General features: G+C 60.8%; 12 protein-coding genes. 5 read left to right on the plus strand and 7 right to left on the minus strand.

What is annotated here, in order from left to right:
• Positions 1 to 39 precede the first annotated feature (39 nt).
• Together J5J09_RS08155 and J5J09_RS08160 are read left to right on the plus strand one after the other, a co-directional pair.
• Entirely contained in the window at positions 40 to 2178 is a 2139-nt protein-coding gene (locus J5J09_RS08155) for a molybdopterin oxidoreductase family protein (RefSeq protein WP_246745807.1), read from the plus strand.
• Positions 2175 to 2765, plus strand: a complete 591-nt coding sequence (locus J5J09_RS08160) for an NUDIX domain-containing protein (protein ID WP_208549157.1) — start codon at positions 2175 to 2177, stop codon at positions 2763 to 2765. Before J5J09_RS08155 ends, J5J09_RS08160 begins: the two co-directional genes overlap by 4 nt.
• Before the next feature lie 90 nt (positions 2766 to 2855).
• Here J5J09_RS08160 and J5J09_RS08165 read toward each other — a convergent pair whose 3' ends face one another.
• The 5 genes from J5J09_RS08165 to J5J09_RS08185 all read right to left on the minus strand — a co-directional run bounded on the left by J5J09_RS08165 (position 2856) and on the right by J5J09_RS08185 (position 9560).
• Entirely contained in the window at positions 2856 to 3779 is a 924-nt protein-coding gene (locus tag J5J09_RS08165) for an omptin family outer membrane protease (protein ID WP_208549158.1), read from the minus strand.
• Positions 3780 to 3931: 152 nt separating this feature from the next.
• Complete coding sequence (ppx, locus tag J5J09_RS08170; RefSeq protein ID WP_208549159.1) at positions 3932 to 5452, minus strand: exopolyphosphatase; 1521 nt, start codon at positions 5450 to 5452, stop codon at positions 3932 to 3934.
• A 10-nt stretch (positions 5453 to 5462) separates the two neighbouring features.
• Positions 5463 to 7655 carry an RNA degradosome polyphosphate kinase gene (locus J5J09_RS08175; protein WP_208549160.1) on the minus strand — a complete coding sequence of 731 codons (2193 nt, stop codon included), beginning with the start codon at positions 7653 to 7655 and terminating at the stop codon, positions 5463 to 5465.
• A 54-nt stretch (positions 7656 to 7709) separates the two neighbouring features.
• Positions 7710 to 8438, minus strand: coding sequence for a DnaA regulatory inactivator HdaA (hdaA, locus tag J5J09_RS08180; protein ID WP_208549161.1), 729 nt, complete (start codon positions 8436 to 8438; stop codon positions 7710 to 7712).
• Positions 8439 to 9560 carry an AI-2E family transporter gene (locus J5J09_RS08185; RefSeq protein ID WP_208549162.1) on the minus strand — a complete coding sequence of 374 codons (1122 nt, stop codon included), beginning with the start codon at positions 9558 to 9560 and terminating at the stop codon, positions 8439 to 8441.
• A 261-nt stretch (positions 9561 to 9821) separates the two neighbouring features.
• Between J5J09_RS08185 and purM the strand changes: the two genes are divergently transcribed.
• On the plus strand, positions 9822 to 10895 hold the full coding sequence (gene purM / locus J5J09_RS08190; protein ID WP_208549163.1) for a phosphoribosylformylglycinamidine cyclo-ligase: 1074 nt from the start codon (positions 9822 to 9824) through the stop codon (positions 10893 to 10895).
• The gene (gene purN / locus J5J09_RS08195; RefSeq protein WP_208549164.1) at positions 10892 to 11542 is read left to right on the plus strand and encodes a phosphoribosylglycinamide formyltransferase; all 651 of its coding nucleotides are present in this window, start codon (positions 10892 to 10894) and stop codon (positions 11540 to 11542) included. Before purM ends, purN begins: the two co-directional genes overlap by 4 nt.
• A gap of 60 nt (positions 11543 to 11602) precedes the next feature.
• Here purN and J5J09_RS08200 read toward each other — a convergent pair whose 3' ends face one another.
• Positions 11603 to 12409, minus strand: a complete 807-nt coding sequence (locus J5J09_RS08200; protein ID WP_208549165.1) for an SDR family oxidoreductase — start codon at positions 12407 to 12409, stop codon at positions 11603 to 11605.
• Positions 12410 to 12610: 201 nt separating this feature from the next.
• On the opposite strand from J5J09_RS08200, the gene J5J09_RS08205 reads away from it, so the two are divergent.
• A complete protein-coding gene (locus J5J09_RS08205; protein ID WP_208549166.1) occupies positions 12611 to 12892 on the plus strand; it encodes a hypothetical protein in 282 nt (93 codons plus the stop codon).
• A 45-nt stretch (positions 12893 to 12937) separates the two neighbouring features.
• Here J5J09_RS08205 and J5J09_RS08210 read toward each other — a convergent pair whose 3' ends face one another.
• Complete coding sequence (locus J5J09_RS08210; protein ID WP_208549167.1) at positions 12938 to 14296, minus strand: esterase-like activity of phytase family protein; 1359 nt, start codon at positions 14294 to 14296, stop codon at positions 12938 to 12940.
• Between the last annotated feature and the right edge of the window lie 12 nt (positions 14297 to 14308).

Here is a 14308-nt window from a genome sequence, read left to right on the forward strand (position 1 = left end):
GGATGATTTGTCTCGATGGGCCTTTTGGGCGTGCGGCGCATGTCCTATAGAAAAGGCATGAACATCGCCACACCCCCACGTTCCGCTTCCATCGGTCATACGGTCTGTCCGCACGACTGTCCATCGGCCTGCGCCCTCGATGTCGATATCGGGGCGGACGACCGTATGGGCAGGGTGAGGGGCAGCGCCGACAATACCTACACCGCCGGCGTGATCTGCGCCAAGGTCGCCCGCTATGCCGAGCGCCTCTATCATACCGACCGGTTGTTGGTTCCGAAACGGCGGAAAGGCGCCAAAGGCGCCGGCGACTGGCAGGAAATATCCTGGGAGGCGGCGCTCGACGAGATCGCCGACGCGTTCGTCAAGGCCGAACAGATGCATGGCTCAGAGGCCGTCTGGCCGTATTTCTACGCCGGCACCATGGGGCAGGTCCAGCGTGACTCGATCGAGCGTCTTCGCCATGCCAGGCGTTATTCCGGTTTCTTCGGCTCGATCTGCACTAATATGGCTTGGACGGGCTACGTGATGGGCACCGGTGCCTTGAGAAGCCCCGATCCACGCGAGATGGCCGTTTCGGACTGCGTCGTGATCTGGGGCACCAATCCTGTGTCGACCCAGGTCAACGTGATGACCCATGCGGTCAAGGCGAGAAAGGACCGCGGTGCGAAGATCGTCGTCATCGATATCTACGATAATCCGACGATAAAGCAGGCCGATATGGGTCTGATTGTCCGCCCAGGCACGGATGCGGCGCTTGCATGTGCCGTCATGCACATCGCCTTTCGCGACGGCTATGCCGACCGGGCCTACATGGAGAAATACGCGGACGATCCGGCCGGTCTCGAACTTCACTTGAAGTCCAGAACCCCGGAGTGGGCAGCTGCGATCACGGGACTGTCGGTGGACGAGATCGAAGCGTTCGCGCGCCTTGTCGGGACGACGAAGAAGACCTTTTTCCGGCTCGGTTATGGCTTCACGCGCAGCCGCAATGGCGCAGTGTCCATGCACGCGGCATTGTCGATCGCCACCGTGCTTGGGTCCTGGCAGTACGAAGGCGGCGGCGCCTTCCACAACAACGGCGAGATCTTCAGGCTGAACAAGGCGGAACTGTTGGGGACGGCCTATGCCGATCCGGACATCCGCATGCTGGATCAGTCGCAGATCGGCCGTGTGCTGACCGGCGATGCGCAGGCACTTCGTCATCGCGGTCCGGTCACCGCCTTGCTGATCCAGAACACGAACCCAGTCAACGTGGCTCCGGAGCAAAGGCTCGTGAAGCAGGGTTTTCTACGGGACGATCTCTTCGTTGCCGTGCATGAGCAATTCATGACCGATACCGCGTTACTGGCGGACATCGTTCTGCCGGCAACCATGTTCGTCGAGCATGACGATCTTTATCGCGGCGGCGGCCACAGCCACATACTGCTCGGCCCGAAACTCGTCGAGCCCCCATCAACCGTCCGGACGAACCTCTTCGTCATCGAGGAACTGGCAAAGCGTCTCGGTGTCGCCGACCGTCCGGGTTTCGGTCTCACGGAGCGTGAACACATCGACCTGATGCTGAAGCCGAACGGGTTGCCGGGATACGACGAACTTCTGGTCGACCGCTGGATCGACTGCCAGCCGCCGTTCCGGGAAGCGCATTATCTCGACGGCTTCGGACACGCCGGAGGCCGCTTCCGCTTCAAGCCGGACTGGGAGAATGGCCGTGCGCCAAACAAGCCCCCGGCCTCGATGGGGGTTCAGGGACCCGTCGCAGAGCTTCCCGTGTTTCCGGATTACATCGAGACCATAGAGTTGCCGGATAGTACCCATCCGTTCCGGCTGGCCACGTCGCCGGCCCGCAATTTCCTGAATTCGACCTTCGCCGAGACCCCGACATCGCGTCAGAAGGAAGGCAGGCCGGAGGTGATGATCAGCGCTGAGGATGCCGCCCGGCTCGGCATCGGAACCGGCGACATCGTCCGGATCGGAAACCTGAGAGGCGACCTTCGAATTCATGCCAAAGTCACCGACGCCGTCAAGCCAGGTGTCTTGGTGGCCGAGGGGCTTTGGCCGAACTCGGCACATCTTGATGGCGAGGGGATAAACGTTTTGACCGGCGGCGACGCCGTGGCTCCGCACGGTGGTGCGGCTTTCCACGACAACCGCGTCTGGCTGGAGCGCCTCGGTTCATGACCAAATTCGATCGTACGAAGATCGCCGTCGTTTCGGACGAGACGCTCTGGAAAGGCTGGAGCCATCTCCGTCGTCTCACTTTCGATTACACAAGCGACGAGGGTGAGACGAGCCGACTGACTTGGGAAGTCCTTGATCGGGGCGAGGCGGCCTGCGTCCTGCTGTATGACGAGGGCCGCGACTTTGTCGTACTGGTCCGCCAGTTTCGTGTGCCCGCTTATCTGAAAGGCGATCGGCCGTTCCTCCTGGAGGTGCCCGCTGGTGGGCTTGAAGCCGGCGAGGATCCCGCCGAGGCGATCCGCCGCGAGATTCTGGAGGAAACCGGGTATCAGGTGGGTGAAATCCGCGAGCTCTTTTCGGCATACATGTCGCCGGGCGCTTTCGCGGAAAAGGTTCACTTCTTCCACGCAGCCGTGACCCCCGACATGAAGGTATCCGCAGGCGGTGGCCATGCAACGGAACACGAGGATCTGGAAGTTCTGGAGGTTCCTGTCGCTGATGCCTTCGCGATGATCGAAAGCGGCGACATCGTCGACGGCAAAACCATCATGCTCCTGCAGTGGCTTGCCCTTCGTAGAAAAGAGTGAGGCCACGGCCGCAATCGTGACCGTGGCCTCGCGAGCGACCCGAAAGCCGCTCGCCGGGGTTCTGCGGATGCTGTGCGCGATCCGCTCTTTTCAGAATGTGCCTTTGAGGCCGAACGAGATCGAAATGGTCTCGAAGGTGGCGCCTGCACCGTCCTCAAAATACAAGTCGGCGGAGCCGCCGGTTGTGTCCACGATCTTCACATCACCGTAGGAGTGGAAAACCTTGTCCCAGGAGCCCGTCAGGTAGAGCGATGCGCTCTGCGTCAGGGCGTAGTTGGCGGTTATGGATGCGCCGAGCATGGGGGCCATGTCCATGCTGTCATAGAAGCGCAGGTCGCGCGCCCAGTGATCGTCGATGTCCTCGATGCCGAAGCTGACGCCGCCGCGCAGGCCACCGCTGAAGGTAAACTGGCCGACCTTGTGCTCGCCGCTGACAGCCAGGTAGCCGACCGGCACCTTCTGTTGGTAACTGATGCCCTTTTCGCCGTCGGGGAAATTGCCGACGTCGTCGCGGAATCCGTTGTAGCTGTAGATGTAGGAGCCACCATAGGCCGTCCATTTGACGTCGCTATAGGTGAAGCCGGCGCCGATGCTCACGGCAGAGGCGTCGTCCTTGAAGACCTCACGATCGATCTGGATATTGGCGCTGAAGTAATGGTCAAGACGGGTATCCGGATGAATCGAGCGGTCGCTCCATTCGTCGGGAACCACCAGCCAGTCGTAGTCGACCATGTGTCCGTCGCCGCCCGTGCCGATATCAAGGTCGCCTCGGATCGTCCAATCCTTGTCCAGCTCTGCTTCTAGGCCAAGAGTAAAGATCGAAACCCATTTGCTTTCCCAGTTAAGTTCGCTGAGCTTCGATCTGCCATAGTAGACGAGTTCGTCGGCCTTGATGTTGGCAAGGCCGTATCCGCCGTAGATTGAAAAGTCGGGGCCGAGTGCGTCTTCAGCGAAAGCCAGCGCTGGACATGCAGCCAGTGCGCCTGCCAGCAGGCCGGTACGAAAAATGCTCATCTAGGAACGCCCCCTTGTTCACCGTGAATTCGGGGTGAACCTACTCAAGGTGAAGGCTTTGCCAACCGTCAGCATCGTCCAGAACTGGGCGGTTCCTCGACCATATCTGGTCGCAATTCGATTCATTGGCGGAAAACGGATGAAATTTCCGACTATTCGAACCGGAAGGCCAAGCGTTTGCCGGTGAGTTTCGCCAGCTGCTGTAATCTCCCGTCCAGACGTTCGCCCGCGAGATCCTCATGTATCGCCGGAACGACGAATTCGAGGTCCGTATCCGCTGCGGTGCTCTGCGCGAACGTCAACTTGTTGATGATGCCCGGCATCGAGGCGGAAAAGAGATAGACCACCCTCAGCAGTCCGCCGAGCAGCTTCGCGCGCTCGAGGAGCGGTTCGGTGGCGATCGCCGCCAGCGGCCCGGTCCGCCCGTCGTCGTATAGACCTTCAAAGCGATAGTAGTTCGTCAGTCCGATGAAGGCTCGACCCGGATGGGTAATGCCGACGAGCGAGGAATGCGCAATGATGTTGAGCGCCTGCAATCCTCTGTAGTCCGGATGCGCGCGCCAGCTGATATCGGCGAGCAGGCAGGCGGCCCGGCGATATCGGGCCTCTTCCTCGGTCTCTGTGACCCCGAAGAACGGCATCATCCGTCCTGTCCAGTCGGCCAGTTCACGTGCATGTTCCGGCGAACGCGCCCTCAGAATTGCGAGTTCGTCGGCTGCCGTCAGGAGCGGATCGAGCGCCTTGTCCTGGTCCGAGAGCAGCGAATAGAGATAGCCTTCGCGCACGCCCTGCGCCGAGAAGCAGACATTCCTGGGCTTCATGGCGACCAGCACTTCCCGCATGGCGACAGCACCGAAGGGTATGAGCGCGCGGCGGTTCTTCGAGATTGTGGACCAGGCGGGATCCTTGGCATTGGCGCCGGAAATGATGTCACCGAGAAACCTGACGATTTCATCGTAGGGCAACTCGTACCCCTGCATCATGTGCAGCGGATATCCGCGCATCTCCATGTGCAGTTTGGCGATATTGCGCCACGTTCCACCGACGGCGTAGAAGGTCCGGTCCTTCCCCCGTTGCAGCAATTGAGCTTTGACGATCAGTCTCCGAGCGAGTTCCTGTGCCTTGGGCAAGGCGCCGGCGGCACTTTCGGAAAGTCTCAGCCCGCCCAGCGGCAGGGTGATGCCCTTGCCGACGCTGGAGCCCTGGATGTCGATCAGTTCGAGCGAACCGCCGCCCAGATCTCCGGCGATACCATCGGGTTCATGAAAGCCGCTGATCACGCCGAGCGCGGAATAGAGTGCTTCCTGTTCGCCACTGAGGACCAGAACCTTCTGCCCAAGGATGCGCTCCGCTTCTTCGATGAAGGCCGGACCGTTGCTGGCTTCGCGGGCTGCGGCGGTTGCAAGCACGTACATCGCCGTCGCCTGAGCCTGACGAGAAAGAGCCGTGAAACGGCGCAGTGCCGCCAGTGCTCGCTCCACCCCGTCTTCGTCCATGCGTCCGCTTCCGGCGAGACCCTTGCCGAGCCCGCAGAGAACCTTTTCGTTGAAAAGGACGGTTGGTGCTCGCGACAGTCCCTCGTAAACCACGAGGCGGATCGAGTTCGACCCGATGTCGACGACGGAGACAGGAGCAATTCCGGGAAGGCGCCCCTGTGCTTCAGATCTTGTCATGAATGTCCAGTTATCGTTTCCGACCGGAAATCACTCCGGCGATCAGCTTTGGCGCGCTCGATTTCAAGGCTTCGCCGCGGCCCGAGAGGCTCGGATTGGTCATGAAATATTGCTGCGCATTGAACGGTTCTTCGCCTTGCCGCACGTCCATCCTGCGGGAGGTGCCGTCGGCCAATATCTCGTAGCTTTGTTGGTTGTCAATCAGATTGCCAAGCATGATCTGTGAAAGCACCTGCTCATGCACTGTCGGATTGACCAGCGGAACGAGCGTTTCCACGCGACGGTCCAGATTTCGCGGCATCATGTCGGCAGAGCCAATGTAGACGAGGGCCTTCTCCGACGGTAAACCATGGCCGTTGCCGAAGCAGAAAATGCGGCTGTGCTCCAGGAAGCGGCCGACGATCGACTTCACCCGGATATTGTCCGACAGACCGGGCACCCGGGGTCTCAGGCAGCATATGCCGCGGATCACCAGATCGACTTCGACGCCCGCGCGGCTGGCATTGTAAAGCGCATCGATGATTTCCGGATCGACGAGCGAATTCATCTTCATCCAGATGGCAGCCGGCCGTCCCGCTTTCGCGTGCTCGATTTCCTCGCCGATATGCCTGAGAATGCGCGGACGCAGCGTGTAGGGCGACACTGCGAGCTTCATGCTTTCTTCAGGCTCGCCGTAGCCCGTGATGAAGTTGAAGATGTTCGCCATGTCGTGAGCAATCTTCGGATTGCAGGTGAAGAACGACAGGTCGGTATAGATCTTGGCGGTGATCGGGTGGTAGTTGCCGGTGCCGAGGTGGCAATAAGTCCTGAGCTTGCCGTCTTCCCGACGCACCACCATCGACATCTTGGCATGTGTCTTGAGTTCGATGAAGCCGAACACGACCTGCACGCCGGCACGCTCGAGGTCGCGCGCCCAGCGGATGTTGGCCTCTTCATCGAAGCGGGCTTTCAGTTCGACCAGCGCCGTCACCGATTTCCCCGCTTCGGCGGCATCGATCAGAGCCCGGACGATCGGGCTGTCGTTCGAGGTGCGGTACAGTGTCTGCTTGATCGCAAGTACGTCCGGATCGCGGGCTGCCTGCAGCAGGAACTGCACGACGACGTCGAAACTTTCGTAAGGATGGTGGACAACCATATCCTTTTCACGGATCGCCGCCAGGCAGTCGCCCGCGTGCTCACGCACGCGTTCGGGGAAACGGGCATTGTAAGGTTCGAAACGTAAATCGTCGCGCGGCGCCTTGGTGATTTCCGAGATGGTGTTAAGTGCCAGCAGTCCGGGTAGAACCGCAACCCGGTTGTCCGGCACGCCCAGTTCATGGACCACGAATTGTCTGAGGGCGGCGGGCATTTCCGAGTCGGTCTCTATCCTGATCACCGAGCCGCGTCGCCTGCGCTTCAGGGCCGTTTCGAAGAAGCGGACCAGATCCTCTGCCTCTTCCTCCACCTCGATATCGCTGTCGCGGATGATGCGGAACGTGCCGAAGCCAGTGACCTCGTAACCGGGATAGAGCCGGTGGATGAACATGCCGACGGCGTCTTCGAGCGTGATGTAGCGAATCGCGTTCTTGTCGTCCGGCAGGCGGATGAAACGGTCGAGTGTGGGCGGCAATCGCAGCAGCGCCGTCATCGGCTCGCGCGTACGTTTGCTTTCCAGTTGCAGCCCCATCGAAAAGCCGAGGTTCGGGATGAAGGGGAAGGGATGCGCAGGATCGATGGACAACGGCGTGAGGACAGGAAAGATCGCCTCTTCGAATTCGTTTTCCAGCCAATGACGATCCTCGACCGACAATGCGGCCGGCCGGACGATCAGGATATCCTCCCGGGCCAGATATTGCTGCAGAACCGCCAGCGAAGCCTGCTGCTCCATCTGCAGGTTGTCGATTTCCTTCAGGATTTCCTCGAGCTGTTCCGCCGGCGTCTTGCCGTCAGGGCTTCGGACAACGATGCCCTGCCGGACCTGTCCTTCGAGACCGGCGACGCGCACCATGAAGAACTCGTCAAGGTTTGTCGCCGAAATCGACAGGAACCGCACCCGTTCAAGCAGGGGGTGGGCGGTGTTCAGCGTTTCTTCGAGAACCCGTCGGTTGAACTGGAGCCAGGAGAATTCCCGGTTGATGAAGCGCTCCGGGCTGTTCATCAGATCCTCGGGCGCGGCCGCGTCGATACCGTTGGTCGGCTGCCCCTCGATTGCGCCCGTATCCATGCTTCGCCCCCTCGTTCTCTCAACGCTTTCGGCAATTATAACAAATTCACGACGTTACTGTGACAGCTCATCCTGTTGTGAAGATTGCGCTAAAATGCCTTCTATGGCCTCCCCGGCGAGTGACTTCGACACCTTCGCGCGCCGCGAAAGTGCGAGCCTGTCGATGTTCTCCACCACCATTTGCGCAGCGCTGAAAGACCGTTCGATCCGGGTCATGATATAGGCGACGATCTTGTCGTCCACATGAAGCTGGCGGTCTGCGAAGAGCTTTACGATCAGTTGCGACAGGTGTTCCTCATCAGGCTCGCCGATCTCTATCATTGTCGCCGCGCGCAGGCGGGACTTAAGGTCGGGGAGCGACACCGGCCAGGCCAGCGGCCAGGTTCTTGCCGTCATCAGCAGAGACGTCGAGTTCTGGCGAACGCTGTTGATCACATGGAACAGTTCCGTCTCACTGAACTCGCGGCGGTCCGCGTCTTCCAGTATCACCGGCCCTGCGGCTGCAATCAGCGACGCCTGGCCGTTTTCCCGGGCGTCGATATCTGTGGCGCCGCTCGCATCCCGCCATATGGCCGCCAGATGTGATTTTCCAGAGCTTGGCGGCCCGGTGATGATGACCACCGGCGAAGGCCAGTCCGGCCAGCGATCGATCAGACCGACGGCGGCTTCCATGCGTTCCGACACCAATAGGTCGTCACGCCCCGACGACGGCGGATAGGCAAGGGCGAGCGGCAGTTGCTCGGCCTTTCGCCGTCGCGATGCCAGCTTTTTCAACTCACTCATTTACGCCTCGGGCAGACGGTCCGTCGATGTGATCACTGTCGACGACCGTTCGTTCTCGTAGAGATCACTTTCAAGATACCGACGCAGCGCGAAGCGGACAAGAACACCGACCGCCGCGGCAGCCGGTACGGCGATCAGGACGCCGACGAAGCCGAACAGGGCGCCGAAGGCAAACAGGGCGAACATCAGCCAGACGGGATGCAGTCCGACGCTGGAACCGATGAGCTTGGGTTGCAGGATATTGCCTTCGATGAACTGCCCGGAAAAGAAGAAGGCGGCCACGATGCCGACCTGCACCCAGTCTGCCCCGTATTGAACCAGCGCTACGCCAACGGCGAGCAACAGGCCAACGGTCGAGCCGACATAAGGGATGAAGCTGATGAAGCCTGTGAAGAGCCCGATCAGGAGGCCGAAGTTGAGACCGATCAGCGAAAGACCGATGCCGTAATAGATGGCCTGGATCAGGCACAGCGAGCCCTGGCCACGCACGAAGCCGGCGATCGCATTGTCCATCTCGGTCGCGATCTCACGGACATCGCCGAGGTAGCGACGCGGTACCCAGCTATCGACCTTGGCGATCATGCGGTCCCAGTCGAGAAGCATGTAGAAGGCCACGACCGGGGTGACCACAAGCAGCGAGGCGATGTCGACGATCGCCTTGCCGGAACTCCAGATCTGCGACAGCAGTGTGCCGACGAAGCCGATGCCCTCCGAAAGATAGCGCGAGAAGTTTGACTTGATCGTATCCATCTGCCCATCCACCCAGTCGGGCAGCCAGGCTGCATTGGATTGTGCGACCAGGTTCTGGAGTTGCGTCACATAGTCCGGAACCCGCTGGATAAAGTCATTGAGCTGTGAGGCCAGGAGCGGGATGATCAGCATCAGCGACAGCACGAAAACGACGACGAAGCTCACCAGGATGACGATCGTTGCCATCAGCCGGTTGAGGCCCCTGCGTTCCAGCCAGTCGGCCACCGGATCGAGGAAATAGGCAAGGGCCATCCCGGCGACGAAGGGCAGCAGGATTGTCCGGAACACCATCAGGAATAGAATGAAAACTGCCAGCACGCCGAGCCAGAACAGGAACTGGCGGCGGAGGCCGGAAGCGCTGATGTGTGACATTTTCTCTTCCTCTGGTCCGAGAACGGGAGCCGGGTGCGACGAAGCCTTTGTTGACTGACGAATACGGCAGCGGACTCGGGCCGGTCAAGCGCGGCGCTGGTCCAATGCTGGCCGGAGTGGCTGACATTGGATACTGGGGAGTAAAGCTACGGACATTCGGAATTAGCGTCCAAAACGGTCGCTTTTCCGGTGCCGGTCTTGCATCCTTGCACGCGTCATGTAATGGCGAGCCGCAAAAATACCCAGCCATGGAGAGCTGATATGAGCCAGCAAGACCGCAACGGCCTGACCTACAGCGACGCCGGGGTCGACATCGATGCCGGAAACCTGCTGGTTGAGAAGATCAAGCCCGCCGTGCGCTCCACCCGTCGCCCGGGTGCCGATGGAGAGATTGGCGGCTTCGGCGGACTCTTTGATCTCAAGGCCGCAGGCTTCAAGGATCCGATCCTCGTTGCCGCCAACGATGGCGTCGGCACCAAGCTGAAGATCGCCATCGACGCCAACATTCACGATACGGTCGGCATCGACCTCGTTGCCATGTGCGTCAACGATTTGGTCGTCCAAGGTGCGGAGCCGCTTCTCTTCCTGGACTACTTCGCCACCGGCAAGCTGGACCCGGAACAGGGTGCGGCGATCGTCGAGGGCATTGCCGCCGGCTGCCGCGAGGCGGGCTGCGCGCTGATCGGGGGAGAAACCGCCGAAATGCCGGGCATGTATTCATCCGGCGACTACGACCTTGCGGGGTTTGCCGTGGGCGCCGCAGAACGCGGGCAACTCCTTCCCGCTGGCGATATCGCCGCAGGTGACGTGATCCTCGGCCTCTCCTCGTCAGGCGTCCATTCCAACGGTTTTTCGCTCGTGCGCAAGATCGTCGAGCTCTCCGGCCTCGGCTGGGATGCCCCGGCACCCTTCGCGGAAGGAAAGTCGCTTGGTGCGGCTTTGTTGACCCCGACCCGCATCTACGTCAAGCCGCTCCTGAAGGCGATCCGCGAGACCGGCGCGCTGAAGGCGCTCGCCCACATCACCGGCGGCGGCTTCCCGGAAAACATTCCGCGTGTCCTGCCAAAGCACCTCGCCGCCGAAATCGACCTGTCTTCGATCAAGGTCCCGGCCGTGTTCTCCTGGCTAGCCAAAACCGGCGGCGTCGCCCGCAACGAGATGCTGCGCACCTTCAATTGCGGCGTCGGCATGATCGTCGTCGTTCCTGCTTCTGAAGCCGATCGGGTATCGGCGGCTCTGTCCGCGGAAGGCGAACCCGTTTTCACGCTCGGCCGCATGATCGAGCGTGGCGAAGGCGCATCTGGAACCGTTTACACGGGTGAACTCGCCCTATGATCCGCAAGCGCGTCGTCGTCTTCATCTCGGGCAGCGGCTCCAACATGATGGCGCTGCTGGCCGCGACGCGCGCACCTGATTTTCCCGCCGAAATTATCGCTGTCATCGCAGACAAGGCGGAAGCGGGCGGGCTTGCCAAGGCTGCCGCAGAAGGCGTCGCGACCTTTCATTTCGAGCGCAAGGCTTACGCCGGCAAGGCGGAGCATGAGGCGGCAATACTTGCCAAGCTCACTGAACTTGCACCCGACCTGATCTGCCTCGCCGGTTACATGCGGCTATTGTCGGCGGACTTCATTCGGGCGTACGACGGCCGTATCCTCAACATCCATCCGTCGCTTCTTCCGCTTTTCCCGGGGCTTCATACCCACGAGCGGGCAATTGAAGCGGGTATGCGCGTGAGTGGTTGCACCGTGCATTTCGTGACGCCAGGCATGGACGAAGGGCCGGTGATAGGTCAGGCGGCGGTTCCTGTTCTTCCGAGCGACACCGCCGACGCGCTGGCTGCCCGCGTATTGACGGTCGAGCATCGCCTCTATCCGGAGGCTCTGCGTCAGGTGGCCCTCGGCGCGGTTTCGATGAGCGCCGATGGCCGGGTGGTATCGATATCTGCTTCGACCGACGCCAGCGCCTTTATCGTCTCGACCTAATCCGGGCCCGCAGACGGGATTTCCTTCGATGTAGCCTCACGAAAAGGCGAGAAAGACGTTTCAGTCAGCCGGGTCACCGCTCGCTCGGCTCATGAAGGCCTCGGCGCCCTTTGCCAGCACGGCACGTGGAAGTAGCCTGGAGACGAAGGCGATCATCTTGTTGAACGGTCCGGCGACGACATTGTGGCGTCCGCGATCCAGCGCCGTGAGTCCAATCTCTGCCACCGGTCCGGGCTGCATCAGCATGCGGGCAGTCGTCGGATTGAGCCGGTGCTTGGCCCGCGACCAGAAATGCGTCTCGGTTGGACCGGGGCAGAGCACCGTGACCACGACCTTCTTGCGGCGCAATTCCTCGTGCAGGGCATAGCCGAGCGACAGGACATAGGACTTGGTCGCTGCGTAGACCGCGTAGCCGGGGATGGGTTGATAGGCGGCGGTGCTGGCGACGAGCAGGATGCGACCGCCGCCGCGTTCGGCCATATCCTTTGCAAATACGTGCGTGAGTTCCGTCAAGGCACGCACGTTGACGTCGATCATGGCGGCTTCCCGCTCGGTCGGCTGTTTTATGAAACGCCCATGGATGCCGAAGCCCGCGTTGTTGATGAGTGTGTCGATGGCAATGCCACGCTGCTTGATGGCGGCGTGCAACCGTGCGCCAGCGCCGACTTCTCCGAGTTCAAACGCCTCGCTCGCCACCTCGATGTGGAAGGTGCTGCTCAGCTCGCCTTCCAGCGCGGCAAGGGCATCCTTGTTCCGAGCGGTGAGCAGCAGATTGTAGCCTCGCTGCGCAAGTCCGGCGCAAAACGCTCGACCCAAACCGCCGGTGGCGCCTGTTACCAGGGCCCATCTGCCATGTCTTGCCGTCATGAATTGCTCCCTACCTGTCCCTCGACACTGTCACAGAGGCTCGGCCCCACCACAAGGCCAAGTGGGAATGCTGTGGCGCGACCGTCGTTTACGCGCGATTAACCCGTTGGCGCGGCACTGGATTTCACCCAGAAACGGACGTTGTGTCGAGTGGGCTTCGATCTATTGTCCGGCCAATCGGATTTCAGGAAGGAACTATCCATGGCCGACTACAAGCTGAACATCGACTTTAACGCGGATACGATCAAGCTGATCAACGACAGCAAACACCAGATCGTCGTGGCGAAGCCCATCGGTACAGGCGACGCGGGTAACCCGGTCTGGGTCAATATCAACCCGTTCGAGCAGAACAAGGTCGACTGGACCGAAGGCTACAGCATCTACGCTGGCCAGCCCAATTCGAACCAGTCTGCGACAACGGTTGGTACCGCGACCGAACCCGGCATCGACCTGACGCCGGAAAGCGATCTGTTCATCGCTTGACGAGATAAGGCCCGCGACCTTTCCGGTCGCGGGCCGTTCCGTTTTTTACTTCGCCGACAGGAACTCGCCGACTTCGAGCAGGACGAACTCGTTGTCGTCGGCCTTGTCCAGCGCGCGGCCGGCCGAGAAGGGCAGGTTGTTGTCGTTACCGACGACGATGTGTGTCGGATCGACTACGTCGACATTCTCGATGGTAACGAAGGGCATGTCGTAGAAGCCTTCGCCGCCGCCCTGACGCTTCTTGTTGTCGGGGTCGTCGATCTTCATCAGATCGATGTAGCCGATCTTGCGCACCGCCTTGCCGGCGTTCTCGTCTGTCATCTCGATCTTGTATATCCGCTTGTGCTTGGCCGGAACCGCGAAGCAGTCGGCGGCCGGTGCCTTCGGGTCGGCGCACGCCTTTTCGGCCGTGCCGGCGCCGTTGTCGCGCTCGATCACCAGTGCCGTTGTCTCGTCTATCATGTTGAAGTCGCCAATCGCTTCGCCACCTTCGGAGAGCGGATAGAGCCAGCTCTTGCCGGTCCAGGTTTTCGAAGCCACGTCAAACTCGATGACGCGCAGCGCCGTCAGGCTGTCGGCCTTCTCGACCGAACCGTCCTCGAGATAGAGCGGACCTTCCAGCATGCCATAGAGCTTGCTGCCGTCCTTCGACATGGCGAGACCTTCATAGCCGCCCGAACGCTTGAGGTTGAAGACCGGCATCTTTGCGGTCGGGTTGGCGGGAACAACGAGGGTCGGATTATCGGGCGACTTGACGTCGATTTCACCGGCCTTCGTGGCGATCACGTCCGTCAATTTGCCGTCGGAGGTGAATTTGAGGAGGTAAGGGCCGAACTCTTCGCCGATCCAGAAACCGTCAGCAACGGGTTGAATCGATTCCACGTCGAAATCCGCACCCGTCAGATAGCGCTGCTCAGCACCTTCCATCACGATCGGGAAGGGCGCCTTCTTGTCGGGATCGGAGAGGAACAGGGTCTCCAGGACCTCTACCTTGCCGGCCTCCCAGTCGAACTTCACATGATGCAGCATCAGCATCGAGTCGGACGAGTTGATCTTCGAACCGAAGCCGTTGTCGGAGAGGCTCCAGAACGTGCCGTCCTCCATGGTCTTGATGCCGGAGAAGCCCTGCATGGCTTGGCCGTCGAACGGCATGGAAAGCCCGGTCGGACGCACGCCGTCCTTGCCTGGTACGGTGCCGAGACCTTCAGCCCGCTTGCGGTCAGCGGTCGTGAATTTCGCCGAGGTCTTCAGGTGTTCCGGCGCATCGGCGGGTGCCGGGATAATTGTGTTGGCCGGCAGGATGGCGTGGCTGACAAGCTTGGCGGTAAAGACCTTTTCTTCTGCAAGCGCGGGGCTGGTGGAGAGGACGAAAAGAGCGACGGAGGCGAGGAAATGTTTGTGCATGGGTCACCTTCT

It is taken from the genome of Ciceribacter sp. L1K22, assembly GCF_017599385.1.
Classification (GTDB): domain Bacteria; phylum Pseudomonadota; class Alphaproteobacteria; order Rhizobiales; family Rhizobiaceae; genus Allorhizobium.

Bases quoted from the DNA above. Each gene is read 5' to 3' on its own strand.
- J5J09_RS08200 (WP_208549165.1), bottom strand. From the start codon at position 12,409: ATGACGGCAAGACATGGCAGATGGGCCCTGGTAACAGGCGCCACCGGC.
- J5J09_RS08165 (WP_208549158.1), bottom strand. From the start codon at position 3,779: ATGAGCATTTTTCGTACCGGCCTGCTGGCAGGCGCACTGGCTGCATGT.
- J5J09_RS08155 (WP_246745807.1), top strand. From the start codon at position 40: ATGTCCTATAGAAAAGGCATGAACATCGCCACACCCCCACGTTCCGCT.
- J5J09_RS08185 (WP_208549162.1), bottom strand. From the start codon at position 9,560: ATGTCACACATCAGCGCTTCCGGCCTCCGCCGCCAGTTCCTGTTCTGG.
- purM (WP_208549163.1), top strand. From the start codon at position 9,822: ATGAGCCAGCAAGACCGCAACGGCCTGACCTACAGCGACGCCGGGGTC.
- J5J09_RS08175 (WP_208549160.1), bottom strand. From the start codon at position 7,655: ATGGATACGGGCGCAATCGAGGGGCAGCCGACCAACGGTATCGACGCG.
- J5J09_RS08210 (WP_208549167.1), bottom strand. From the start codon at position 14,296: ATGCACAAACATTTCCTCGCCTCCGTCGCTCTTTTCGTCCTCTCCACC.
- ppx (WP_208549159.1), bottom strand. From the start codon at position 5,452: ATGACAAGATCTGAAGCACAGGGGCGCCTTCCCGGAATTGCTCCTGTC.
- hdaA (WP_208549161.1), bottom strand. From the start codon at position 8,438: ATGAGTGAGTTGAAAAAGCTGGCATCGCGACGGCGAAAGGCCGAGCAA.
- J5J09_RS08160 (WP_208549157.1), top strand. From the start codon at position 2,175: ATGACCAAATTCGATCGTACGAAGATCGCCGTCGTTTCGGACGAGACG.
- J5J09_RS08205 (WP_208549166.1), top strand. From the start codon at position 12,611: ATGGCCGACTACAAGCTGAACATCGACTTTAACGCGGATACGATCAAG.
- purN (WP_208549164.1), top strand. From the start codon at position 10,892: ATGATCCGCAAGCGCGTCGTCGTCTTCATCTCGGGCAGCGGCTCCAAC.